This window comes from Rubrivirga litoralis, assembly GCF_031846415.1.
Classification (GTDB): Bacteria; Bacteroidota; Rhodothermia; order Rhodothermales; family Rubricoccaceae; genus Rubrivirga; species Rubrivirga litoralis.
Genome location: NZ_JAVRHT010000019.1, coordinates 43940 through 67539, shown reverse-complemented (window position 1 = coordinate 67539; position 23600 = coordinate 43940). Strand labels below are relative to the sequence as shown.

Sequence of the window (23600 nt, the reverse complement as noted above, 5' to 3'; positions counted from 1 at the left end):
GGGAGCGTCCGCCGTCGCAGGCGCGTCGCGCCGGTCTCCGCTGGCGCTCATCGCCCTCGTCGTCGTGCCGGTGGTCGTCGGGGGGCTCTACGCCGCCGCTGCGCTCGCGTGGCGGGCGGGCTTCCACCCCGCGCTGGGTCCGCCAGTCTGGGCAGCGGAGGGCGTGACACTGGTCACCGTCCGCGTGGCGCTGGCGATCGCCGTGCTGGCGATGCTCGGATTGGCGGTGTCGGGGCGACGTGCGGGGGCCGCTGCGCTCGCTCTCGGCGCGCTGGTCGCCACGCCGGTCGGGCTCGGCCCGGTCTACGGCCCCGACGCAGGTGCCCGGTGGATGGCGCAGGCCGTGAGAGCCTCTGGCGCCGACTCGCCCGACGTTCAGGTCGCCGTCCTCGCGGCTTCTCTGGGCGGTCTCGTCGCGCTCGGGCTCGTCGCCGCGCTCACGTCGCCCGGTCCGCTCCGGGCCTCTGGGAGCCACGGGACGGCCGCGTGGGACGACGGGGCCTCTCTCCGGTCCGAGGGCGGGCTCGTCCTGGGACGGCAAAAGAGGGGAGGGGGGACCAAGGCGGGTCCGCTTCTGCGTTACGACGGGCCGGGCCACGTCCTGACCGTCGCCCCGACGCGAGCCGGAAAGGGCGTCGGCGCCGTCGTCCCGAACCTCCTCGACCACCCCGGCCCCGTCCTGGTGACGGACCCGAAGGGCGAGAACCTGGCGATCACCGCGCGCTGGCGGGCCGAGACCCTGGGGCACCGCGTCGTCGCGCTCGACCCGTTCGGGCTCGCGCCCGCTGGCCTGTTGGAAGGCGAGCACGGACCGGGGAGCGTCCAGCGCGGCGGGCTCGACCCCCTCGACCTCATCGGCGCGGGTGGACTGGGAGGCTCCCCGGACGCACCCGACGACGCGGCTCTGATCGCCGAGATGCTCGTCGTCGATGGCGACGACGGAGGCAACCGGTTCTGGACCGACGAGGCCAAGGCGCTGCTGTCGGGCGTCATCCTCTACGTCGCCCGGACCGAGCCGGGCGACCGCCGCTCGCTCTTGACTGTCCGCGAGCACCTGACGGCGGCGCCCGACGACTTCGAGGCGCTCCTGGGCTCGATGGCGGGCTCCGGCGACCCGGTCGTGCGCCGTACGGCGAACCGGCTTTTGCAGAAGGCCGACCGCGAGCGGTCCGGCGTCGTGTCATCGGCGCAGAGCCACACGCACTTTCTCGACTCGCCCCGGATGGCGACTGTGCTGGCCCGCTCGACGTTCGACCCGGCAGACCTCCGGGGCGGGCGGCTCTCGGTCTACCTCCTGCTCCCGCCCGACCGGCTCGATGCGTTCTCGCGCTGGCTCCGGCTCTCGGTCGCGACGGCGCTCGCGGCCGTCGCCCGGCTCGGCCCGCTCGCAGGCGGCGCCCCGCCCGCGTCGGGGCGCGCGCTGTTCCTGCTGGACGAGTTCGCCCAGCTCGGCCCGATGCCACCCGTCCGCCGGGCCGTCTCGCTCATGGCCGGGTACGGCGTCCAGGTGTGGCCCTTCTTGCAGGACCTCGGCCAACTCCGGCGGCTCTACCCGAAGGACTGGGAGACGTTCGTCGCCAACGCCGACGTGGTCCAGGCCTTCGGGACGACGGACCAGTTCACGGCCGAGTACCTCTCGAAGATGGCGGGGACCGCGACCGTCTTCGACCGCTCGACGGGGTCCGGGCGGAGCCGGGGGAAGCGGACGTCGCGGTCGTCCAACGTCGGCTCGCGCGAGACGGGCCGCCCGCTGGCGACGCCCGACGAACTGCGGCGCTTGGACGCGGGCGACCAGCTCTTGCTGGTCCGGGGGCAGCAGCCCGTCTTGGCGCGCCGGGTCGCGTTCTACGCCGACCGCGCGTTCCGTCAGCGGGCCGGGTGACGCGCCGCTGGCGGTGGGTCCGGCTACGTTGGCCGTTCCCTTCCTCCGGCTCCATGCGCTGGTACCGGTACGCCCCCCGCCCGTTCAGCCTCGGTGTCCTCGTGCTCGCGCTGATCGGGATTTTCGACCAGTGCGCTCGGTAGTGCTCCTGACGGCGCGGCCGTAGAGGAAGAGGGCACTCGCCTATTAGCGCCCGAGCCCGCGGACGAGCGATCTGGCCGCAGTTGCCGCCACACCGAGGCCGACCGTCCCGAGCCGAACGCTGGTCGCCCGTCCCACCCGCGCCGCCTGGCGCGTCTTCGCGATGGGCTTGACCTTGGAGTTGGGCAACGGACCGAGTGTCGTGTTGGACCTCGAACCGGGAACGCTCCCGACCTGGCGGAAGGCCCGAGCGATCCGGGCGTCGAGCCGTCCCATCGTTCCCCGCCCAGGCTTCCCCGACAAGCGGGTCCGGATGCGAGACTCACGACGCGCGACGGCCGTGGCCAAGTCCGACGCTTGACCCGTAGGAGCACCGGACGGTCCGCTTCCGGCGACGTAGGCCGCATTCGATTGGAGATACGCAGCACCCGCTCTGGACGCCGCTGGCGCCGCCGCTCGGGCCGCATCGTCCGACGATGACCGAAGCACTCCTGCGAGACCTCGCGGCTTCGAGGTGCGAAGCTGCCCGAACGATTCCGGCGATGATGACAGCCTCTGCGTGGCGGCCTGCACCCCTTCCCTCACAGAGGATTGCGCGAAGGCGTGTGCGGCAGCGGCTGGGTCACGATAGACGGAGCCGAGCGCCTGAGTGAAAGCCTGTCCAGCCCTCTCGGATCGGTCGCGGAGGCCAGCCACCTCTGCGACGGCTCGCTCTTTCTCCCTCGTCCCCACCCCGAGCACGGCGGCCCGTTGGTGGGTCAAGCGACCGAGGCGGACGCGCTCGGCGACGAGAGCCACGAGCCTATCAATCCTGCCGCCAGGCCGGAGGTCGCGGTGCGCAGCGCGCCGAGCGAGCGTGCGCTGCGTGAGAGTCTTCGCGGTCTCGGACACGACGCGCTTCGCGGCTCGGCGTCCCGCGCGCCGCATGGCACGAGACGCTACGGTCTTCGGCGCTCCCGCGAGCCGCTCGTCGCCGCTCTGGCCCCCGTCGAGGTCGATGGACCGAACGACTCCCTTCCCGACTCTGAGCGCCGACCTGGACGGTCTGAGCGCCTTTCCTGGTTGCCTGCGCGATGAGGCGAGCGACCGCGACGCGCTTGTCTTCTCGGGAGGTCGGGGCGCAGGTACCTCTCGCCCCTGCTCGTGTGCTCGGAGAGGGCCGAGTCGGGCTTCCAGCTTCGGTCGGCTCACGCTCCGTGACACCGAAGAGAGCTTGGCCTCTCGCGTCCCATCAGTTACGACGGCGCCCCGGCCGCGACGCTCGACGCGGAGCCCGTGGACCGCCAGCCGGGCGTCGAGGTCGCGCCAACTCGTGGTCTGTTGGAGATCCGCGAGCGAGAGAGACCGAACGCGCGCGGCAAACCCCGGCTCCCTCTCCGCAGCCGGAGTCCGGGCGAGGTCAGCATTCCGGCCCGTCCACCGGACGCCGAGTTCGCGCTCCTGTGCCTCGACAGACGCCCGGAGCCGCCGGTTCGAGAACGACGTGGACCACGCCTTCCCGTCGGCCCCGACCCGACTGACCATCGCGTGGACGTGGGGATGGTCCGTGTCGGTGTGGGCGACGACCAAGGCGGGGTGGTCGCCCAGTCCGAGGTCCCGGAGCGTCCGGTCGATGGCACCCCGAAGCTCGTCCCGCGTCGGGGCGTCGGTCGGGTCGAACGACAGGGCGAGGTGGTAGACCGGCTTCTCGACCCGGCTCCGGGAGAGCGCCACGTCGCGCTCCATCTCGGCCACGACGGCGTGGGGGTCCGAGGCCAGCGTGTTGCGGGTCTCGACCCATCCCACCCGGCCCTCGTCGCCGACGAGGTAGGTGCCGAGCGCGCGGAAGCTGGCGCCCGTGCTCGCGGCCCCGATCACGGCTCGCCCGGCGACGAGCCTCCGCCTTGGAGTACGCCGATGGCGCGGCGGATCTCGGCGACCAGCGCGTCGAGATCTGTGCCACGCTCGACCTGTCCGGCCGCGTTCGCCACGCGGGCGAGTTGGTTCAGGTTGACACCGATCCGGCGGAGCTGGCGCTCGGCGTCGGCGTCCACGCGCGACGTGACCGGGCGGCCCAGCGTCCGCCGCCGAACGTACTCGGAGATGGACAGCCCGCCCCGAAGAGCGGCCTCCCGAACGCGCGCCTTCTCGGCCACCGTCAGCAGCACATGAACGCGGGAGGCACGGCCTGTGGCCTCGGTCTTCTTCGGTCGTCCGCCCCGCCGGTTCGGGCGGCGAGCCCCTTCCTCGACGGGCGGTTCCGACGCGCCCTCGGGACGGTCGGAGTCGGGAAGGGAGGGCGTCATCGGTGGGGCGTCGTCAGCATGAGCGTCGGACCGACCCGGAGGGGAGAGCCGACCGCGAATGCCTGAGAGGTGGAGAGGACCGGCGGCGGGCCGGGACGTTTTCCTGCACAGGAAAACACTACTTGCCCGTCGTTTTGGGTGGCCCTTCGGTGTGGAGAGAGCGCCGTTCCGGGGCTGCACCGGACAGCGGGGGTCTGGGCGTGTCCGGTCGGGGTCGGGTTTCGCGCTTGTGCTCCTTGCACCCAGCCGTTCCTCGTGACTCCTACCTCGTCCGATACTCCTCCCGTCATCACCTCCGTAGCGAGATCTGCGGGGCTGTGGGATACACTCCGAGCGCTCGCGAAGTCGCCGTGGCCGAGCCTCTTCGTCGTGGCACGAGTCGCGGCCCGTCAACTCTGGGCGCGGCGCACGTCTGCGGAGCGCGCCGTTCGTGTCGGGGGCGTGGTCGCACTCACCGGTCTGGCCCTGATCTCGGAGGTCGGCCGCTCGCCAGTGGGCGACGCCAGCGGGGCTTCGGTCCGCCAGGCGTTCGCCGGTGTAGCGGACGCGGTCGGCCGGGCCGGGGTATCCGAGACGCGCGCGATTCTATACGGCGTTGATGGAGAGAGCCATCGGATGGCGCCTCCTTCCGACACCACCGACGCTGCCCCAGCTCGACGCCAGAGGCGCCGACGGCTGGGTCCTCGACGTAGGGGGAGGGTCCCGTTGGGGTTCCCCGTCAGGGGTCCCGTCTCGTCCCCGTTCGGGACACGGATCCACCCGGTGACGGGACAGGTCCGTCCTCATCGGGGCGTGGACCTCGCCGTGCCCGTTGGCACTCCCGTCGTAGCGACGGCGCGGGGTCGTGTGCTCTCGGTCGGCCGTCGCGGCGGGTACGGTCTAGCCGTCGAGGTAGGACACCGGATCTCGGGCTCTCTCTCCACCTCGACGCTCTACGCGCACCTCAGCTCGTTGCCTGCTGGCCTCCGAGCAGGCCTCGGTGTCCGTCGTGGTGCCATCATCGGTTTCAGCGGGGGAGTGGGAGCAGGAGCGGGCATCTCGACGGGTCCCCACGTCCACTACGAAGTCCGATCTGGCGGTTTGGCTGTCGATCCGAGGTCCGTCGCGCTGGCGGTTTGGCTGCGAGGATCTTCTCCAAATCGAGCGCCAGCTAGTCGGGTGAGGAGAGAGCAGCGGTCTCGCGTCGATGTCCAGAGTCGGCGACGATTGGCCCAGCGAGGCATCCCTTGACCCCTTTCAAAAAGAACGACGGCCCTCGTCGTCGTTTAGAACGTTTAGAAGAGTTTAATACGTTTAGCTGGCGCATCTCGTTGCGCCCCAACACGATGCAGCCTCAAAGGTCCCCACTTACAGGACGAAAGGTCCCCGTCTACGGGATGAAAGGTCCCCACTTACAGGATGAAAGGTCCCCGTTTACAGGACGGGCGGGGAGTCATCGGGCGGCAGGGACGAAATCGTCCTTTCCAGAGCCTGTTGGCCGATTATTGGACCAGGAGGCTGCAAAGGTCCCCACTTACAGGACGAAAGGTCCCCATTTACAGGATGAGTCAGCAGCGACGACGACCTCGAAAGGTCCCCGTTTACAGGATGGGAACGCTGCGAATGGCCAGCGTAGGCAGGTTTTGACGCCGAGAGGCGCTGTCGAGCAGTCGGAGCGCGATGTCGAGGCCGGTTGCGGGAGCGTGGGGGCGTTGTTAGCCTCCCCACCATCCCCCCCACGGGTCCCCGCCCGTAGCCCCCTCGGCATGCTCATCGCCGGAAACAACGTCGAGGTCAAGAAGCACGTCGGGGCGATCCACGTCAAAGGGGCGCTCTTGCTGTTGCAGCGGAAGGCGGCCAACGCGCTCTTGCTCAACGCCTACGAGGAACTGCCGGACGACTCGGTCAAGGAGCACACCGTCCGCGTCTCCGAGCTCGCCGCCGCGATCGGGTACGACTCGAACGACCACGAGACGCTCAAGCGAACGCTCGAAGCGCTGGTCGATCTCAAGATCACCTGGAACCTGCTGGACCCGTCGGGCCAGCGGGAGTGGGGGGTCGGGTCGTTCCTGGCCTCGGCCCGCATCAAGGGCGGCGTGTGCCGCTACGCCTACCCAGCTCCGCTCCGCGAACTGCTCTACAACCCCCAGATCTACGCTCGGGTCAACCTCGCTGTCCAAACCCGGTTCAGCTCCGGCTCGGCGCTCGCGCTCTACGAGAACTGCCTCCGCTTCCTGAACGTGGGGACCACCGGGTGGATCAGGCTCGACGACTGGCGTGGGCTGCTGGGCGTCGGCGACGGTCAGTACCCCGAGTACAAGCGGTTCCGGTCGAAGGTGCTCACGCCGTCGATCAAGCAGGTCAACGAGCACAGCGACATCCGCATCGCGATGGAGACGAAGCGAGAGAAGCGGCGGGTCGCCGCGATCCGGTTCTCGGTCGAGCGCGGCCCGACCCTCGACGAGACCGCGCTGGAGGTCGTGATCGAACCTGTCGCTGAGGAGGCGGATACTGCGGCGCCGGACCCGGGGGCCGAGGTTCGGGGCCGTCTCGCCGAGTTCGGACTGACGGAAGCACAGGCCGCCGACCTCACGGCGGAGTTCGCTGCCGAGCGGGTGTCCCGAAACCTTTCGTTCGTCGAGGACAAGCTGGCCTCGGGCGGCGACATCAAAAACCTCGCTGCGTACACGGTCGCCGCCGTCCGTGGTGACTACGAGCGGAGCGGACGTGCAGCGAACCGAAAGCGGACGGCGGCGCAGCGGAAGGCAGCTGAGAAAGCTGCGGCCGCACAGCAGGCCCTGTTCCCGTCTCCCGCCGCCGCCGTCTTGCGCCAGGGGGGTGAAGAAGGGGACGCCCAGGACCGCCAGCTCGACGTCGCCGTGGCCGCGCTCTCGGACGACGACCGAGCGGTGCTCGACGCCGAGGCGGTCGCTCTGCTCCGGGAGTCCGGGAGCGGCTGGTGGCGCGAGGTCGAGGGAGCCGTCGAGTCGGGGACCACGGGCGATCTCGGGATCGCCGTCCGGTCCGTGCTCCAGGTGGCGCGTCGGGACGTGATGCGGGAGCGGTAGGCTTGGCTCGGTAGCAGAGGACCCGCTTGAAAGGAGCCGTCGTATACTGGCGTGCAGAAAATCTGCCGACGCCCATATGTCCACGATTCGAGACCGAGCCACCGCCAGGAAGAGACCCAAACGTCGGGTTGGGACGGCCGTGCAGGTCCGAGACCGGGGCGTGGTGACGCTCCCGAAACCGCTCCGCGAGCGGTACGGCCTGGGCGTCGGCGATGTCCTCGACGTCCTCGACCTCGACGGCGTGTTCGTGCTGAGCCCCCGGGCGTCGGTTGTGCCGGAGCTCGCGGCCGAGATCGAGCGGCTCCGGCTCGAGGCCGGGTACACCACCGAGGAGCTCCTAGAGAGCCTCCGCGGCGAGCGCGAGCGGTACGTCCGCGAGCGGTACGGGGACGACTTCGTCGACGGCCTGTCTGTGCCCGACTCTGACACCGGGTCGACCTCTAGCTCGAGCGAGGCCTGATGCTTCGCGTAATGGTTGACGCCGACGTGCTGTTCGCGGGGGCTGCCTCGTCGTCCAGCCAGTCGGCGAGCGGCGTCGTGCTCAGGCTTTCTGAGCTCACAGTGCTCGAGGGGGTTGCGAGCGTCCAAGTCGTCACGGAGGCCAAGCGGAACCTGGCCGTCAAGGTCCCGGCCGCGGTCGAGGCCCTCGGGCAACTCGTCGGCGCTTGCGTCCGGGTCGTACCGGACCCGGAGCCCGGCGAGGTCCGGGCGATGGACGGTCGGGCGCACCCGAAGGACCTGCCCATCCTGGTCGCTGCCGTCCGCGAGCGGTGCCCGGTGTTGGTCACGTTCAACGAGAAGGACTTCCGGCCCGGTCACCCCGACGTTGATGTCGTCACGCCAGGCGTGCTCGTCCAACGGGTCCGACGGCTCGTGGCTCGGGCGGGCCTTCGAGGTGGGCAGTAGCCATTATTGCAAGCTAACCATCTCCAGAAGGATTCCGCCGATGTCTGGGGAGGCTGAGCTGGCTCTTTCCCGCCAAGTATTTTCCGTTATTGAACCGGTACTAACTGAGTTCCTCCCCGTCAAGCAAGAGGGCGAGCTCACCGAGGAGTTATGCTGCCCGCAGCAGCGGGACTGAGACGGGTGAGGCGGACGCCCCTACCTCGCCCGCACCCAGTCCAGAAACGCTCGGCACTCTCGGTCTGTGCCTTCGACTACGACCTCGGCGAAGCGGTCGCAGTAGCTCTCCTCGACCGTTTCCGGCGGGGCTCCGAGGGCGTCGAGGACGACCGACAGGATGTCGAGGTGGAGAAAGTCCGCGCTCTCGAACAGCCGCTCGACGGCGTCGAGGGCCACGCCGTTGCGGTGCTGGAGTTGGAGCAAGCGGACGAGGAGGTCGTCGGACATGGAGTAGGAAGACAGGCTCTTGAACGCATGGGTTGACGGCGTTCGACCGGTGGGCGCAGTCGTTGGGGAAGGCCCTGCGGACGGCTCGGTCGTCGTCGTGTAGGTCGACGCCTTCAGACTGAGGACCTTGACGCCAACCTCTCGGGCGTAGTCTGCGAGGACCCTGCGGGCACGGCGGTCGTCACGACGGCTCTCGGGCGTCGAGCCCGTCGAACCGCCGGAAGTGCTTGAGGTTGAACGTCCGGACGTCGGTGAGCCCCCGAGCGAGTGCCCAGGTAGCGTGGTAGGCGTCGGCGAAGTCGACGTTCTTCTCCGCGTGCCACTCGGCGGCCTGGACGAGCCCGTCGGCGTCCTCGACGTCGAGCCCCGGCGTGTGGCAGATCACCAGGACAGCGTCGCGGACCTGGGGTTTGGTCCGGTCATAGAACGACCCGAGCGTCCAGACGACTTCGGCGACGACGAGCACGGAGGTGACGAGGCGGACCTCGCCGACCTCGGCCCGGTCGAGCAAGGCCTCGACGCGGTCGGCCTGCTCCGGCACGTCGTTGGTGAGGTAGCGGAGGAAGACGTTGGTGTCGACGAAGAGCGGGCCGCGGGCCTCGCCGCTCCTCGGACTCCCCGGCGCGGGCGGACGGTCAGTCGGCATCGGTCTCGTCGCCGGTGTTCGCGGAGCCGACGTCCTGGGTCAGGCGCTCCGACCGAGCGCGTCGCGCGGCATCGCGGACGGCGTCGAAGTCTTGGGGGCCGTCGACGGGGACCGAGCCGCGGAGGTCGCGGAGCGACTGGCGGACGGGCCGGAGGACGACGTCGCCGCCGCGCTCGACGAACGCGACGTGGTCGCCTACGGCCAGGCCCATCGACTGACGGACGGCCTTTGGGACGGTGATCTGGCCTCGACGGCCGATTCGGGTTGATGGCATGTCGGGCGGTTGTTTGTTAGTCAGGAGGGAGAATGTACGTCAAGCGTCGGGCTGACTGTGATATCTGTTGGGGCCGACGACGCTCGGAGGGTTTCTGAACTCGCCTCTCCGAACGTGACATAAGGGGTCTTATGTTACTGGCGACACCAGCCCCTTGGACCCGTGGGAGAGAGCGAGATCGGAGTGAGTGAAATCGCAATAACAGCAATCCAGCGTGTTGAGCCGCTGGCGGTCGCCGTCCGCCAGTCGGTTATGGCTCCGCCGGTATCACAGGCCGACGACGACAAGCACCTTGTCCGACTCTGGCTCCACGGCAAGAGCGCCAACACGCGGGACGCCTACGAGCGCGACGTCTGCGCCTTCGTCGACTTCGCCGACGTGCCATTGCAGCGGCTGACGCTAGATCACTTGCAGGCGTGGTCCGACGCGCTCTTACGCGCGGGGCTCGCGGCCTCGACGCGGTCGCGGAAGCTCTCGGCCGTGAAGAGCCTGCTCTCGTTCGGGCACCGGCTCGGGTACCTCATCTATAACGTCGGCGCGGCGGTCGCCCTGCCGAAGCAGAAGGACACCCTCGCCGAGCGGATCTTGCCCGAGGCCGCCGTCCACCGCGTGCTGGCGGTCGCCGACGCCACGGCCGAGGGCGGGTCGTTCGTCCAGCGACGCAACGCGCTGGCACTCCGGCTCTTCTACGCGAGCGGCGGGCGGGTCTCGGAGTTGGCCGGGCTCCGCTGGCGCGACTGCGTGGAGCGGAGCCTGGAGCGGGGACGCCCGACGGGGCAGGTGACCCTCTACGGGAAGGGCGGCAAGACGCGGCGCGTGTTGCTGTCCGCCGACACCTGGACGGTCCTCGACGGCCACCGCCAGCGGGAGATGATTGGCGGCCATGCGGAGGGCGGGCACCCCGTGCTCCGCTCGCGGAAGGCGGGAGCAGATGGCGAGCCGCGACCGTTGACCCGGCAGCAGCTGTGGCGCGTCGTGAAGCACCTGGCCAAGAGGGCCGGATTGCCGGACGCCGTCTCGCCTCACTTCTTCCGCCACGCCCACGCGAGCCACGCGCTCGACCGGGGTGCCCCGCCGCATCTGGTGCAGCAGACGTTGGGCCACGCGAGCTTGCAGACGACGTCGAGGTACGCCCACGCCCGGCCCGACGACTCCTCCGCTCGATACCTCGGAGTATAGGGTCCCACGGTTCTGCCCCCGGCCTGAGGAGATCGGACGGGTGGTACTGGACTGCGGCCCTTCTCCTATCCGTCTGCCCGCGACCGATGGTATGCCCTCACACCGAGAGCGCTGCCGCCGCAGATCGGAGACGGAGGACTCCCTGCGCCAGCGCCTCGCCCTTAGGACCATCCAACGAGACGATCTGGAGGCTATCCGCGAACGTCCCCGGCTGCCACCCGTGAGCGGAGTGGAGGACGCCCTCATCTAGATATCGCAGGAAGCCATTTGGGTCGTCCAGGTAGAGGAGAACCTCTGCTAGGTCGAAGAATGACCAGGGGGCGTCGTACGGTGGGTCCTGCTCTGCCTGCCGTGCTCGGCGACGCTGAACCCGCCGGAGGCGGATGCGGTCAGCGTCGGACAGGTCAAGCTTGCCAGAAATGGCCGCGCGGACCTTCATCGCATTAAGGAGGGGGTACGAGGCTCCCCCGGACTCGGCGACGGCCCGCTCGTACGAGTCGAGCGCCCCCTCATAGTCCGGCTTCCTCTTCAGGACGCCGCCCAAGGACGCCCATGCGTCGGAGTCGTGGGGGTCGAGTTCGACGGCGCGCCGTAGCTCAGCCTCCCCGGTCCGCGGCTCGTCGTCCGAGCGGGCGTGCAGCTTGTTTAGCGCCACTCCGAGCTCCCGCCAGGCGGCGGCGGCCTCGGGCTCGATCCGGACGGCCTCGCGTTGGGCCTCAACCGCGCCGGGCCAGTCGCCAGTGTCTCGGAGGAGAATGCCCGCCTCGAGGTGGAGGGTAAAGTTCTCGGGGTCCAGCCTGATCGCCCGACGGTACGCCTGCACAGCGCGGGGCCGGTCCTCAGCGCGAATCGCGTTCTCGGCCTCCATGAGCGCCCGGTCGAGAAGTCTGTCGGCGCCCTGCCCCTCTCGCTGCGCCCGGAGCGCGGCGGCCACGGGACTGTCGAGGCGGTTCCGCCGGAGGGATTCGGTGACGACACGTTCGATGAGCGAGCGAGCCTCGGCATCGGCGGCGTCCGACCCCTGTGTGTATGGGAAGACGCGGACGTGGCTTACGTCGAACGGAATGGGATCGCCGATCTGCTGGAAGATGGCCGTCCCCGACTCTCGGGACCTGTGGCGGACGCCGAGTTCGTAGAACACGTTCGGGTTCTGGCCCGAGATGTCGGCGAGTACGAACCGCGAGTACTCGAGGTATCGGTACATGTCCTCGTCGATCACGCCAGCGTAGAAGTCCCTGTCGGCCCGGTGGGGGACGAGCCGACCGCCCTCCGGGAGGGAGACCCCAGAGAGCGCAGGTTCGAACACGGCGTCGTAGAGCCGGTCGAAGTCGACCGGTTGGCCACCAACGTCTTTCACCCCGAAGGGCATCGCGACGAAGCAGAGCTGCTCGTAGAGGGCGGGGCCAGACGATCCCGTCATAGCGTCGGCACCTCCACGACATCGGCCCCGGACGCGGCGGACGTGTGGATCAAGTGCCGGGTGAGATCGCCGTCTCCACGTGGCTCGCCGTCCCAAACGGCCACGGCCAAGATGTCGAGACCGAGCGCCTCGGCGACGGATTGTAGCTGGTCGTTTGTAGCCGCGTAGGCCGCGTCGTCGCCAGGGCTTTCGTTGAGGATGGTCAAGTCAGCCCTGGCTTCGACCTCCGACACGAGCCGGTCGAAGAGCGGACCCCAATGCCCGGGCCGGTCGGTCACTGACATCTCCCGGAACGTGGCGATGGAGAATGGGAGGACGACGTGACGACGGATATCGAGGTCTCCGGCAATATCAAGGGCGAGGAGGTCGGCCCCGCACGCGGCCGAGCACACGAGATGGTCTGGCTGGCGCTCGGCGAACAGGTCGCGGAGCCGCTCGCGGACGAGGAGGACGTTCTCTATGGGGAACCGACGTGCGTCGGAATCTGGAGGGTCCGGCCGGCGGCCGGCGAGGAGGACCGTGGTGCTCACTGGGTCGCGAGGCTCTGGAGCGTGGCTTCGCTCCAAGCGTGGAGCGCGATCCCTTTGTCTGTCAGAGCCTTTGGCTTGGGTCCGGCCGTGCCGTTGAGACGGACAGCGAAGAGCTTCTTCCCGTTCGCGAGCGTCTTCTCTACCTCCTCGGCGACCCAGTTGCTCTTGTACGTGCTCTCCCCGACGAACACGATGGTCCGCGACGTCCCTTGCATGGCCTGCGTGATCGCCTGTCTGATTCGCCCCTCGTCTTCCGTTTTCCAGCGCTTCAGCAGATCCTTGACGCGGAAGCTGAGCCCGGAATAGTTGGGGTTCACGGCCTTCCCTTTGATCGTCGCGACGACGCCGTGGTCGGGAATGGTGAAGCTGAAGAAGCTAACGTTGGCCATGACGTGTAGAGAAGGTGAGAGCGGCTCAACTTAGGGCGAGGAGGCTGACACCTCTCCGTCATACCTTCACACATATACTTCTAGCGGTTCTCCAAGATCCACTCGACGACGATCGTGGTGTAGTCGTTGTAGGGGAGCTTGGCCGGGTTGAGTTCGAGCTCTTCGCAGATGGCGGGGAGGTCCGTGAGGAAGCGCCGGTACCGCTCGTAGACCTTCTCGCCCCCGCGCATCCGGACGCCCTTCTCCCCCCTCGCGACGAGCGCGCTCCGCAGCCAGTCCCGAACCGTCTCGACGGCTTCGGCGACGGAGCCCCCGTGGCCGTGGACGTCCTGGCCCGAGATGTCCGAAATGAACCGCTGGTACCGATGCTCCTCCGTGTCCAGGATGAGGGCGTTTTTCTGCTTCTGTCGGCGCCCCCCGAAGCGGGACGCTCCGAGAAACAGCCCGAGCTCGAGCGGCATGTTGAACCGGGGCAGCCCGTGCTCGACGTCGAGCTCGGTCCGCGAGAGGTCGTGGACCCCGTAGCGGCAGCCCTGGATGATGCCGACGATCTTCTCGAAGCGGACCTGGGTGCCGTCGTCGGCTTCGAGGGCGCACCGGGCGCGGAAGCCGCAATCATGGACGGCGAAGACGATGGCGTCGAAGAGGTCTCGGTACTCGTCGTCGAACGGGCAGTTGACGAAGACGTCCTGGTCGTACTGGGCGACGGGCACCGGCCGCCTCTACTTTTTCGGGTGGAGCTGGGGGGCCACCCCGTCGCGCCGCTGGCGGGACTCGTCGGCGAGCACCTTCTTGACGGCCTTCCGGACCTTTGAGCGCGAGACCGTCCCGGTCGAGTACGACCGCTTCACGGCGGTGGCGGACTGGAGGGCGGTGGCGGGCATGGTGAGGAGCGGAGAGTGTGAGTCCGAGTATACGGGTGGTGTAAGACGTTCTTACGGGGTGTATTGTTTTCTTGCCTCTGCGTGAGGAGGTGAGCTCCTGCGCAGTCTGCGGAGAGGGGTGGGACCTACGGGACGCTTGGCAAACGACGTGCCCGGTGCTCCGTGCCCATCATGGGGCCTCCGCTGCCCCGCGGTGGACGGGAGCGTCGAGGCCGTCAGGGGAGATTCGTCACGCCGCGATCAGTCCTGCGACGGCCTGGATGAGCACCCCCTCGTTGGCCGGGTAGTGGCCGTCGCCAGTGAGGCGGCGGAGCCGCCCGCCCGCGCGGTGGATGCCGACGACGGTCCAGTCGTGATTGAGGACGGGGCTCCCTGAGCTCCCCTTATCTGTCGGCGTGCGGTAGTGGAGGACGGGCGCGCGAACGTCGAGGAGGAGGTTGTCCTGGATAGAGAAGGCGAGCCCGCCCCCGCGCGGGTGGCCGATGGAGTAGAGGCGGACGGCGGCGGGGTCGTTGAGGGGGACGGTGATGGCAGGCCGGAGGGGTTCGACGCCGGGAGGGAGGTCATGGAGGACCGCAATGGAAACGTCGAGTCCGGGCGAGGGCGGGTCCTCGAAGGCGACGTGTTCGACGCCCGTCGCGAAGCGGCCGTCGGGAGCCGCCTCGAAGACGACCTCGGCGTAGTCGGGCGAGGCGGAGTGGGCGACCGCCGTGCGCTCGGAGAGGACGTGGTTGTTGGTGACGAGGACGGGGCGGCGGGGGGCGGGGAGGCCGAGGGCGTCGCTCCACATAAGGAAGCCGGTCCCGAGCGGGTCGGTGCCGACCCGGACCTTGGCGACGGCCTGGGCGGTCGTGAGGCCCCGGCGGTACCACTCGATGGTGACGTAGGCGTCGCGGCCGAGGACCGCTTCGAGGCGGCGGTCCTCGGCGTCGGGGGCGTGGGCGCCCTCCTGGGTCTCGGCCGGGGAGATCTGGAGCCCGCCGCGCTCCATGTCGAGGAGGTGGGCGCGGAGGAGGTCGACGATTTCCTGTCGGGGTCCGCCGTCGTCGCGGTCGAGGTCCCAGACCTCGATCATCTGGCGGAGCGTGCCCGCGAGCATGAAGGCGTCGGTGGCGGGGTGCCGGACGTAGCGGTAGGCGAGGCCGAGCGCTCGGTCGAGGTCGCCAAGCCCGACGGCCGCCTCCATCGCCGTGGCGAGGTCCCACGGGGCGGTCGGATCAGACGAGAGCGCGGCGTCGAGGAGGTCGGCGGCGAGGGCCGCCCGGTCTGGGTAGCCCTCGACCGCCACCGCGTCACGGTTGGCCCGGCAGAGCAGGGCGAGGGCGTTGACGCCCTGCCATTGGTGCTGCTGGGGGGCCTGCTGGTAGATGCCGAAGTAGGCGCCGACGGACTGTCGGAGCCGGTCCTGGTACCGGGGAAGCGTGGGGTCGGGGGCGGCGAGGTACGCTTGTTTGTGGACGCGGCCGATGAGACCCTGGGCCTGCGCGTGCTCGTCAGGGTGGGACCGGGCAGTGTCGACGGCGAGGGCCTGGAGGACGCTGAGCGCGGCCGTCAGCTCCCCGGCCTCGATGAGCGCCTGGCCGTACTGGCGGCGGGCCTCGGGGAGATCGGGGGTGGCCTCGATGGTCGCCTCTGCGAGGTCTCGCATGGCGTCGAAGAGGCGGAGCCGCCGGAGGCCCCGGAGGACGGGGCCGAGTCCGGGGCTCGGGTGGAGCGCCGGGGCGGAGCGGACGGCGTCCGCCAGCGCGGCGGCGAGGTCGTAGGCCGCCGGGCGGTCAAGGGCCTCGATGGCGACGTCGAGGCGGGCGACGTGGGCATCGGCGACGCGGCCGTCGAGCGTGAGCGGGGCGTGCGTGTCCACGGGTCAGTCCCGGAGGAGGTCGGCGAGGCGGGCCGTGAGCGCTGGTTGGCCCGCGTACTTCTCGTAGCTGTGACGCCACGACCCGGCATTCGTGACGGAGAGGTCCTCGACCACGGCGGCCCCGTCGCGGCGGAAGTCGTTGGAGAGGCGGGGGTCGAGGAGGCAGACGAGGTCGATCGGGTCGAACACGTTGACCCAGCGCGTGCGGACGGTGCGGGTGGGGAACCCGTCGGCGCGGGTCCACCCGGGCTGGAGTCGGTCTTGGACCTCGTCGATGCCGAGCGGGCTACCGAGCGTGAGGAGCGCGTCAATGGCCGGGGCGTCGGCGACGCGCTGGAGGACGTCGTAGGCGATGACGGAGCCGAGGCTGTGGGCGACGACGACGTGGGGGCCGGAGGCCGGGGCACTTTGGAGGGCGTCGAGGGTCCGGCGGCGGATCTCGGTCTGGACACGGTAGCGGGTGCCGGGGCGCGGCTCGTGCTCAGCGTCAAAGAGGTAGTGGTGGGCGTCGCGAAGGAGCACTCGCATCATCCGCTGTTTGAGGAGCCAAGGGATGGGGATGCGCTCCAGCGCCGGGTCGGCGGGGACGAATGCTGGGGCGTCCTCGTCGTCGGCGAGCGCCAGCTTGGCGGCCAGCCCCTCGACGAACGCGCGCTCCTCGGCCGAGTCGAACTCGTGTGGGATCTCTGGGCCGTGGGTCCCCTCGCCCAACTCCGTCTCCGAGAGCGATTCATCGGTGGGCGCGAACGGGTCGCGCGGGGCGGCGTGGAGGACGTCGGCCCAGTAGACCATCGTTGAGGTGACTCCCTGGCCGGGGAGGTTGAGCCCGCCGAGCGAAAGGCCCCGGAGCCAGAGGTCGTGGAGGGCCCCAGCGGGCGGTTTGTTGGCGATGCCATGGATGAACGTGACGTGAGGCATCGTCAACCGAGCAAGATCCTGAGCAACACGACGAGAACCGCTGTTGCCACAGTGATGATGATGGGGGCGTACAAGAGAAGCCGGTTGAGCTTCTTTTCTAGATCTATTGGAGAGGGTAGCCGCTTCGTCAGCTTCTGTGCGTCGTCTGCCCCTATCTGAGTCTGACCGTAGTGAGCCCCCCCCTTTCCGTAAGGGTCACTAACCTCTCGGTCGAACTCAGAAAACCATATCATGAACAGAGGCTCGCCTATTCTTACAACGTACTCTTCTGACCCCGCATTGTATACTGAGAACTTCAGCCTGCCAAACCACCCGGGGTCCACGTGAAATCCGGAAACGTTGACCAGTCCCTCTAGCTTAGATCCAGCTTTTACAGATATGAAACCAATCCTATTGCTGGGCATTCGGATGATTTCTTCAGTGATCATTATGGCTAACTGACCTGGCTTCACGACGAAGGACTCGCCGAGCGGCCATCCCTCCTTCGCGCTCCGGTGGCTGAGTGTCTTGATGCCTTGGTCTCCGGTAGACACCATCTCAGGCCCTACTGCTAGTTCGTAAGCCCCGTGCTTGACCTTCTCCTCCCTAAAGGGAGAGATCCACCAGTTATCACTGGAGTTCGCTCTGTGAGCGGCTTTAATCGTCTGTGACGAGGCGAATGCCATATGGAGGAGGCTGAGAGTTCAGAGCGTGAGTCTACCGATTGCACCCTTGCCCGCCGCCGCCAGCGAGGGCACCTCCGGACCGGGCGGTGCGCGAGGAGCGGTTGGCGATGGCGCTCGCGCGGCCGGAGGCGCGGAAGGCCCGCTCGATGGCGCGGTCGACGCCGTGGGGGTTCCACGGGAGGACCTCGGCCCCCGCTTGGCGGAGGAGTCGCGAGACCTCGGAGTTCGAGGGGAGCGGGGCGTGCTGGTCCTTGAGCCGCATGGCGACGACGCCGTTGCCGCGCTTGATGCTCTGGGCGATCTCCCAGGCGACCCAGTTGCTTTGATGCGTTTTCTCGCCGAGGAGGACGACCGTGACGGAAGTCCCGTGCATCTGCTTGTTGACGCAGCTCTTGATGTAGCTGGGGTTCCGGGAGTTGACCGGGGTGAGGAGGTGTCGGCCTCGGAAGTTGACGTCGACGTACTGGCTGTGCTTCATGAGGTTGAAGCCGCGCGCGCGGTTGACGTCCTGGCGCTGGTAGGAGATGAAGATGCCTCGGGCCATCGGTGTGTGTGGGGGGGGTTAGGAGTCGGGAGCCTCTTCGAGCGGGGCGAGAGTGCCCGCGGCGTCGCACGAGGGGCAGACGCGGAGGCGGGAGCGGTTCTCGAAGGCGTGGGCGCAGTTCGAGGCGGTGCAAGCCCACCAGCCCGAGGGCGAGGCGTTCGAGACCGTGCTGGCTCCAGTCGGGGGACCGTCGGCCAGGCGGGCGTCGGCGGCGGCCCAGGTGAAGGGCTCGTCGCGGCCCCAGCCGTTGTAGCGGTGGCCGCCGTAGCAGCGGTTGAACCGTTCGAGCCGGTCGATCTCATCGAGGTAGTGGTCGGTGCCGTCGGGGCGGCCGTCGAGGAGGTCGGCGAGGCGGGCGGCCTCGTCGCCGGAGAGGGTGCGCGTGCTCCGGAAGAAGCGGTTGTAATCCGTGCCGAGCCGGTCGTCGATGGTGGCGAGGGAGAGCGGGTCGGCATCGAACCGAACGGTCTCAGCCGCGAGGGCGTAGTCGCGCGTTGCCTGCGACGTGGTGTAGGCGTACCAGCCGAGGCGGTAGTACCCGGCCAGCACGCGCCCGCCGCCCCAGGCGGAGGTAAAGAAGAGGAAGCGGCGGCGGTCGCGGACGATGCCTGAGCGTGGGCGACGCCCGCAGGTCGAGAAGAGGCCGTAGGTGCCCGTCTCGATATTCGGGTCGGCCTTGTTGTCGCCGAGGCGGGTGATCTCGCGGACGGGGACGGCCGCGAGGGCGTCGGCGTAGTAGACCGAGAGCGTGCCGCCCGCGTCGGGAGCGGGTGCGAGGGGGAGCCAGCGGGCGTCGTCGGGGGGCATGGGCTTGACAGGGGCGTTGACTGCGCGTAATATAATCTGACCAGATGGTAAGACAAGTCATCCCGTGACCCGTTCCACGATCCGCGCATGTGTAGCCGACGTCGTCGGCGAGGTGGCCGAGGCCAACGGGGCCTCGGTGCCCTCGTCGGGCTCGGTGCGGCCTGCGACGGACCTCGCGGGCGTGACGAGCGCCCAGCTCCTGTTCTCGACGAGCGAGCTGGCGTACCGGTTGGGCCTGCCGATCCCGACGTCCGAGAACGTGTTCGTTCGGGGGCGGCGCGGAGCGACCCTGGACGAGGTCGCCGAACGGCTCTTCGAGATCGCTCAGTTGCCCAGCACGAACGGCACCGCTTCCCCTTCTCTCCTCCCCAATGCCTGACACCTCCCCTCTCCCCACTCAGCTCCGCACGGCACGAAAGAGGGCCGGGCTGACCCAGAAGCAGGCCGCTGAGCGGCTCGACATGCACCGGCCGACGATCTCCGAGATCGAGGCGGGGCGTCGGCGGGTCTCGGCCGAGGAGCTTCGACGGTTTGCCGAGGCCTACGATGTGAGCACGTCGTGGCTGCTCGGGGAGGAGGCCGACGAGCGCGTCCAGCTTGCGGCGCGGGCGCTGGGCAAGCTGGACTCGGACGACCTGGACCGGGTGATCGCCGTCCTCACGAGCATGCGCGCGGGGACGTGAACCGGACTGCCCTCGCCCGCCAGGCCCTCGAGGCCGCTGTCCAGGTCCGCCGCGACGCCCGAGTGGGGGCCTGGGACCCGGTGTGCCCGTTCGACGTGGCCGCCGCGCCGGATGTCGGCGTCAAGGTCCGGTACCTCGCAATGCAGGCGGAGGGCTTGTACTCGCCAAACAGAGGGGTCCCGTCGGTGCTGGTCAACGCCGAGCGTCCGGGGCCGCGTCAGCGGTACACGTGCGCGCACGAGCTGGGGCACCACGCCTTCGGCCATGGCGTGCGCGCCGACGACGTGGTGGGGCGGCGGCCGTTCGACGACCCGGACGAGTTCCTGGCCGACGTGTTTGCCGGGCACCTGTTGATGCCTGAGGTCGGGGTGCTCCAGGCGTTCCGGGCGCTGGGGGCCGATCCGGCGGAGCCGACGGTCTTTGAGGTCTACGCGGTCGCGAGCGAGTTCGGGGTGGGGTACCGGACGCTCCTGACGCACCTCGTCTACTCGGCCGGGGTGCTTTCGCGGGACCGTGCGGATGGGCTCGCGCGGCATACCCCGAAGCGCATCCGGGGACAGATCGCGCCTGGACACCCCGCCCCTGAGCTGACCGTGGTCTCGGAGAGCGGGCGGAAGCGGGCGTACGACGTGGTCGCGGGCGGACTAGTGTTGACGTTGGGCGAGGCGGAAACCGAGGCCGACGGGCTGGACGTCGAGGGGCGGACCGTGCACGGGCCGCTGGTCCGGGCGCTGTACCCCGGAGAGTGGCCGCTGGCGGTGGGAGGGTGCGAGGTGTCGGTCCGCGTGACCGCGCCGGGGTACGAGGGTCTGGCCGCCGACCGGCACGGCCCGAAGGGCGAGCGGGCTCCGGCCGGGGTGATCCGATGACCGGGTCTGATTTCGCTGAGGGCCACGTGTTTACGGGGGGCACCGTCGGGGCCGTGTGGGGCCGGGCGCTCCTGGCGCTGTCCGAGCCGGGGACCGGGGGAGAGCGGTCGCCGCTCTTGTTCGTGGTGGATGGGGGCGCGGGCGAGGACCCCGCGATCCGAGAGGCCCTCGACGACTTTCTTCGAGCAGAGAAACAGACGAGCGTCGAGGACGTGGCGTGGACCGTATTTCCCGAGTCGATCTGGCGGATCTACGGGTCCAAGGGAAGGACTGCCTTCTTCGCTGGGTACCGGCGGGCGCTGCCGCGGTTTGTCAAGGCGAGCCCAGCGAACCGGCGGGGGATCTACTTTGCCCGCATGGTCGGGTTCGACCTCGATCCCGCGACGGGCGAGCCGACTGTCGGGGGCCTCCCCGACGAGGGGAACCAGCTCGAGACCGTGCTGCGGCTGTACGAGCGGGGCCTGGAGGTCCGCGACGGGCGACGTCAGGGGGTCCAACGGATCAAGCTCCAGGTTGGGATCTTCGACCCGGTGCGGGACCACACGCCGGGTCCGTACCTGCCGTTTCCGTGCTTGCAGCACATGACGTTCGAGCCGGACGTTCGGGCGGGGGTGCTCCACACGAGCGCGTTCTACGCGACGCAGCAGCTTGTTCGGAAGGCGTATGGCAACCTGCTGGGGCTCCGCCAGCTCGCGGCGTTCATGGCCGGGGAGATGGGGCTGGACGTGGGACGGCTCTCCGTGTTCGTCGGAGTCGAGAAGCTGGGGAACACGACGAAAACGCGCCTGCGGCCCCTTGTGGAAGCGGTCGGATCGGCCCTGGGCGAGGTGACGACATGACGCGCGCGCATCTTGAGCCGGGCGTCGGCGGGGACTGGCTACCTTGGGGAGCCCTTGCCGTCCCCCCCTGTGCAGACTGCCCTCGACCTGTCCTCTCGCCCCGTTCTCTGCTCCGCCGAGCGGGGGGCACCTACGGTCATGGTGTTTTCCGAGGCCCCTCGGCCGACGGAGGTGTTCAGGACGTACTGGCAGTTCGCGGCGGAGCGCCAGGCCGTGTTTTTCAGGCGCTGGCGGGGCGAGACGGCCCCGTGGACGGCCGACGCCGTCTTGCGCACGTACAAGTTCACGAACGCCTACCGCGCGTCGGACCGGACGAGCCAATACCTCATCCGCCACGTGATTTACCGGGGCGACCTGCCGGAGAGCGCCGAGGAGGTGGTGTTCCGGGTGCTCCTGTTCAAGCTGTTCAACAAGATCGAGACGTGGGAGGCGCTAGAGGGCGCGCTCGGGGCGGTCACGTACGCGGGGTTCTCAGCCGAGCGCTACGACCGCGTGCTCACGGAGGCCTCGGCCCGGGGGAGCATCTACAACGGGGCGTACATCATGCCGCCGGGGGGCCGGTCGTTCGGCTACGTCCGGAAGCACCGGAACCACCTCGCGCTCTTGGAGGCGATGATGGACGACGGGATCGCGCGGAAGCTCCAGGAGGCACCGGACCTGGGAGCGGCGTACGCCCTGCTCCGCGGGTACCCGACGATCGGGGACTTTCTCGCGTACCAGTTTGTGACCGACGTGAACTACAGCGAGGTCGTGGACTTCAACGAGATGGAGTTCGTGGTGCCCGGTCCAGGCGCGCGGAGCGGGCTCCGGAAGTGTTTTGCCGACGCGGGCGACTGGGACGGGGCCGACCTCATTCGGTGGACGGCCGATATGCAGGAGGAGGCGTTCGAGCGGGCGGGCGTCGCGTTCGAGAGCCTGTGGGGCCGTCGGCTCCAGCTTATCGACTGCCAGAACCTGTACTGCGAGGTGGACAAGTACGCCCGGGTGGTCCACCCCCGCGCCGAGGGCGTTGGGGGGCGGACCCGGATCAAGCAGAAGTACGCCCCGACCCCGGCCCCCCTCGACTACTTCTTCCCCCCGAAGTGGGACCTCAACGAGCGGATCGCGTCCGCCTAGACCCCGACGAGCGATGACCCTCTCTGACTACCAGCGGCGAGCCGCCGAGACCGACTTCGTGGACGACGACGAGCGCGGCCTGTTGGTGGCGCTCCTCGGCCTGGCCGGGGAGGTGGGCGAGCTCGTGACCGAGCAGAAGAAGCGGCTCCGCGACGGCGAAGCGTACGGGGCGTTCGAGGGCCGCGTGGCCGAGGAGCTGGGGGACCTCCTGTGGTACGTGGCCGGGGTGGCGCGTCGCCACGGCCTCGACCTGGGTGAGGTGGCGGCGCAGAACCTGGAGAAGAACCGGGCGCGGTGGTCCGAGAGGCGGGTGCCGCCGTCGCCGCTCGACGAGGGATACGAGGAACACGAGCGGCTCCCGGCCGTGGTGGAGGCGGTGCTGGAGGACGTCGAGACGCCGGACGGCCCCGCGATGATGGCGCACGTGGACGGGGAGCAGATGGGCGCGACGCTGACCGACAACGCCCGCGATGATGACGGGTACCGTTTCCACGACGTGTTCCACCTTGCGAACGCGGCCGTGCTGGGGTGGTCGCCGTGCATCCGGGCGATCCTGGGCCGGAAGCGGAAGAGCGACACGCTCGCCGACGAGGTCGAGGACGGCGGGCGGGCCGCGGCCATCGAGGAGGGCGTCGTGGCACTCGTGTGGTCGCACGCCCGCGACCGCAACTTCTACGAGGGCGTCGAGAGCGTGGACGACGACCTGCTTCGGACGGTCCGGGCGATGACGGCGCACCTGGAGGTGGCCGACCGGACGGCGGCCGACTGGGAGCGGACGATCCTGTCGGGGTTCGCGGTGTGGCGACAGGTCCGGGCCGCGGGTGGCGGCGTGGTTACGGCTGACCGTCGCCGGGGGACGATCTCTTACTCTCCGCTCCCCGAGGCTGAGCTCGCCGCCTGAGCCGGGCCGAGCGCGATGGCTGTCGCGGTCGCGTAGTCGCCGTCGTGGGAGAGGCTGAGGAGCCAGCGCGCGACCCCGCGCTCGGCGGCGACCTCGTGGGCGCGGCCGGAGAGGGCGACCGTGGGGGCGCCGGAGGGGGCGTGGACAATCTCGACCTCAATCCAGGCGACGCCGTCGCTCCAGCCCGTCCCGAGCGCCTTGAGGACGGCCTCTTTGGCTGCAAAGCACCCTGCCAGGCGGACGGCGAGGTCCGGCCCCCGCCGGGCGTCGATCTCACTCGGCGTGAAGGCACGGCGCTTGAACTCGTCGGTCAGCATGGGCTCGAACCGCGAGACCTGGACAAGGTCAATGCCGAGAGAGAGGGGGACGG

28 protein-coding genes are annotated in these 23600 nt (G+C 69.4%); 12 read left to right on the top strand and 16 right to left on the bottom strand.

From position 1 onward, the window contains the following. Positions 1 to 64 precede the first annotated feature (64 nt). Positions 65 to 1882, top strand: a complete 1818-nt coding sequence (locus RM540_RS09500) for a type IV secretory system conjugative DNA transfer family protein (RefSeq protein ID WP_311663469.1) — start codon at positions 65 to 67, stop codon at positions 1880 to 1882. 186 nt (positions 1883 to 2068) lie between these two features. Here RM540_RS09500 and RM540_RS09495 read toward each other — a convergent pair whose 3' ends face one another. Together RM540_RS09495 and RM540_RS09490 are read right to left on the bottom strand one after the other, a co-directional pair. After that, on the bottom strand, positions 2069 to 3880 hold the full coding sequence (locus RM540_RS09495) for a relaxase/mobilization nuclease domain-containing protein (RefSeq protein WP_311663467.1): 1812 nt from the start codon (positions 3878 to 3880) through the stop codon (positions 2069 to 2071). Further along, on the bottom strand, positions 3877 to 4308 hold the full coding sequence (locus RM540_RS09490; RefSeq protein WP_311663464.1) for a plasmid mobilization protein: 432 nt from the start codon (positions 4306 to 4308) through the stop codon (positions 3877 to 3879). Before RM540_RS09490 ends, RM540_RS09495 begins: the two co-directional genes overlap by 4 nt. A 615-nt stretch (positions 4309 to 4923) precedes the next feature. Between RM540_RS09490 and RM540_RS16405 the strand changes: the two genes are divergently transcribed. From RM540_RS16405 to RM540_RS09475, 4 genes are all read left to right on the top strand, one after another. Further along, positions 4924 to 5538: a M23 family metallopeptidase gene (locus RM540_RS16405; protein WP_349256314.1), complete on the top strand. Its 615-nt coding sequence runs from the start codon at positions 4924 to 4926 to the stop codon at positions 5536 to 5538. A 515-nt stretch (positions 5539 to 6053) separates the two neighbouring features. Continuing rightward, on the top strand, positions 6054 to 7355 hold the full coding sequence (locus RM540_RS09485) for a replication initiation protein (RefSeq protein ID WP_311663462.1): 1302 nt from the start codon (positions 6054 to 6056) through the stop codon (positions 7353 to 7355). A 76-nt stretch (positions 7356 to 7431) separates the two neighbouring features. Then, positions 7432 to 7815, top strand: coding sequence for an AbrB/MazE/SpoVT family DNA-binding domain-containing protein (locus tag RM540_RS09480; protein ID WP_432280809.1), 384 nt, complete (start codon positions 7432 to 7434; stop codon positions 7813 to 7815). An 11-nt stretch (positions 7816 to 7826) separates the two neighbouring features. Further along, a complete protein-coding gene (locus RM540_RS09475; protein ID WP_311663458.1) occupies positions 7827 to 8261 on the top strand; it encodes a PIN domain-containing protein in 435 nt (144 codons plus the stop codon). A gap of 195 nt (positions 8262 to 8456) precedes the next feature. On the opposite strand, the gene RM540_RS09470 is transcribed toward RM540_RS09475, so the two are convergent. From RM540_RS09470 to RM540_RS09460, 3 genes are all read right to left on the bottom strand, one after another. Beyond that, a complete protein-coding gene (locus RM540_RS09470) occupies positions 8457 to 8705 on the bottom strand; it encodes a hypothetical protein (RefSeq protein WP_311663456.1) in 249 nt (82 codons plus the stop codon). Between the two features lie 181 nt (positions 8706 to 8886). Beyond that, positions 8887 to 9351, bottom strand: a complete 465-nt coding sequence (locus RM540_RS09465; RefSeq protein WP_311663454.1) for a type II toxin-antitoxin system VapC family toxin — start codon at positions 9349 to 9351, stop codon at positions 8887 to 8889. Beyond that, positions 9341 to 9625 (bottom strand): AbrB/MazE/SpoVT family DNA-binding domain-containing protein, encoded by a 285-nt coding sequence (locus RM540_RS09460; protein ID WP_311663452.1) that lies wholly within the window; start codon positions 9623 to 9625, stop codon positions 9341 to 9343. The genes RM540_RS09465 and RM540_RS09460 overlap by 11 nt, the downstream gene beginning before the upstream one ends. A 162-nt stretch (positions 9626 to 9787) precedes the next feature. On the opposite strand from RM540_RS09460, the gene RM540_RS09455 reads away from it, so the two are divergent. Further along, positions 9788 to 10804 (top strand): tyrosine-type recombinase/integrase, encoded by a 1017-nt coding sequence (locus RM540_RS09455; protein ID WP_311663450.1) that lies wholly within the window; start codon positions 9788 to 9790, stop codon positions 10802 to 10804. A gap of 97 nt (positions 10805 to 10901) precedes the next feature. Here the strand turns inward: RM540_RS09455 and RM540_RS09450 are convergent, their stop codons facing one another. The 10 genes from RM540_RS09450 to RM540_RS09405 all read right to left on the bottom strand — a co-directional run bounded on the left by RM540_RS09450 (position 10902) and on the right by RM540_RS09405 (position 18822). Further along, a complete protein-coding gene (locus RM540_RS09450) occupies positions 10902 to 12224 on the bottom strand; it encodes a tetratricopeptide repeat protein (protein WP_311663448.1) in 1323 nt (440 codons plus the stop codon). Continuing rightward, entirely contained in the window at positions 12221 to 12754 is a 534-nt protein-coding gene (locus RM540_RS09445) for a hypothetical protein (protein ID WP_311663446.1), read from the bottom strand. The genes RM540_RS09450 and RM540_RS09445 overlap by 4 nt, the downstream gene beginning before the upstream one ends. Then, positions 12751 to 13143 carry a TIR domain-containing protein gene (locus tag RM540_RS09440; RefSeq protein ID WP_311663444.1) on the bottom strand — a complete coding sequence of 131 codons (393 nt, stop codon included), beginning with the start codon at positions 13141 to 13143 and terminating at the stop codon, positions 12751 to 12753. Before RM540_RS09440 ends, RM540_RS09445 begins: the two co-directional genes overlap by 4 nt. A gap of 80 nt (positions 13144 to 13223) precedes the next feature. Beyond that, positions 13224 to 13856, bottom strand: coding sequence for a hypothetical protein (locus RM540_RS09435; protein ID WP_311663442.1), 633 nt, complete (start codon positions 13854 to 13856; stop codon positions 13224 to 13226). A gap of 9 nt (positions 13857 to 13865) precedes the next feature. Further along, complete coding sequence (locus RM540_RS09430; RefSeq protein ID WP_311663440.1) at positions 13866 to 14027, bottom strand: hypothetical protein; 162 nt, start codon at positions 14025 to 14027, stop codon at positions 13866 to 13868. Between the two features lie 229 nt (positions 14028 to 14256). Then, entirely contained in the window at positions 14257 to 15888 is a 1632-nt protein-coding gene (locus tag RM540_RS09425; protein WP_311663438.1) for a serine protease, read from the bottom strand. A 3-nt stretch (positions 15889 to 15891) separates the two neighbouring features. Continuing rightward, a complete protein-coding gene (locus RM540_RS09420; RefSeq protein WP_311663436.1) occupies positions 15892 to 16806 on the bottom strand; it encodes a lipase family protein in 915 nt (304 codons plus the stop codon). Between the two features lie 2 nt (positions 16807 to 16808). Further along, positions 16809 to 17471 carry a dCTP deaminase domain-containing protein gene (locus RM540_RS09415; RefSeq protein ID WP_311663433.1) on the bottom strand — a complete coding sequence of 221 codons (663 nt, stop codon included), beginning with the start codon at positions 17469 to 17471 and terminating at the stop codon, positions 16809 to 16811. A 31-nt stretch (positions 17472 to 17502) separates the two neighbouring features. Beyond that, positions 17503 to 18015: a TIR domain-containing protein gene (locus RM540_RS09410; protein ID WP_311663431.1), complete on the bottom strand. Its 513-nt coding sequence runs from the start codon at positions 18013 to 18015 to the stop codon at positions 17503 to 17505. Between the two features lie 18 nt (positions 18016 to 18033). Then, positions 18034 to 18822 carry a hypothetical protein gene (locus RM540_RS09405; RefSeq protein ID WP_311663429.1) on the bottom strand — a complete coding sequence of 263 codons (789 nt, stop codon included), beginning with the start codon at positions 18820 to 18822 and terminating at the stop codon, positions 18034 to 18036. 64 nt (positions 18823 to 18886) lie between these two features. Here RM540_RS09405 and RM540_RS09400 point away from each other — a divergent pair, with 64 nt between their 5' ends. From RM540_RS09400 to RM540_RS09375, 6 genes are all read left to right on the top strand, one after another. Continuing rightward, positions 18887 to 19201, top strand: a complete 315-nt coding sequence (locus tag RM540_RS09400; RefSeq protein ID WP_311663427.1) for a hypothetical protein — start codon at positions 18887 to 18889, stop codon at positions 19199 to 19201. Then, positions 19194 to 19505: a helix-turn-helix domain-containing protein gene (locus RM540_RS09395; protein ID WP_311663425.1), complete on the top strand. Its 312-nt coding sequence runs from the start codon at positions 19194 to 19196 to the stop codon at positions 19503 to 19505. The genes RM540_RS09400 and RM540_RS09395 overlap by 8 nt, the downstream gene beginning before the upstream one ends. Beyond that, complete coding sequence (locus tag RM540_RS09390; RefSeq protein WP_311663423.1) at positions 19502 to 20374, top strand: ImmA/IrrE family metallo-endopeptidase; 873 nt, start codon at positions 19502 to 19504, stop codon at positions 20372 to 20374. Before RM540_RS09395 ends, RM540_RS09390 begins: the two co-directional genes overlap by 4 nt. Continuing rightward, on the top strand, positions 20371 to 21213 hold the full coding sequence (locus tag RM540_RS09385) for a hypothetical protein (RefSeq protein ID WP_311663421.1): 843 nt from the start codon (positions 20371 to 20373) through the stop codon (positions 21211 to 21213). The genes RM540_RS09390 and RM540_RS09385 overlap by 4 nt, the downstream gene beginning before the upstream one ends. A 138-nt stretch (positions 21214 to 21351) precedes the next feature. Next, entirely contained in the window at positions 21352 to 22329 is a 978-nt protein-coding gene (locus RM540_RS09380) for a nucleotide kinase domain-containing protein (protein ID WP_311663419.1), read from the top strand. Positions 22330 to 22342: 13 nt separating this feature from the next. Then, positions 22343 to 23230 carry a nucleoside triphosphate pyrophosphohydrolase family protein gene (locus tag RM540_RS09375; protein WP_311663417.1) on the top strand — a complete coding sequence of 296 codons (888 nt, stop codon included), beginning with the start codon at positions 22343 to 22345 and terminating at the stop codon, positions 23228 to 23230. Here RM540_RS09375 and acpS read toward each other — a convergent pair. Further along, positions 23194 to 23580 (bottom strand): holo-ACP synthase, encoded by a 387-nt coding sequence (acpS, locus tag RM540_RS09370; protein WP_311663488.1) that lies wholly within the window; start codon positions 23578 to 23580, stop codon positions 23194 to 23196. The genes RM540_RS09375 and acpS overlap by 37 nt on opposite strands. Positions 23581 to 23600 lie beyond the last annotated feature (20 nt).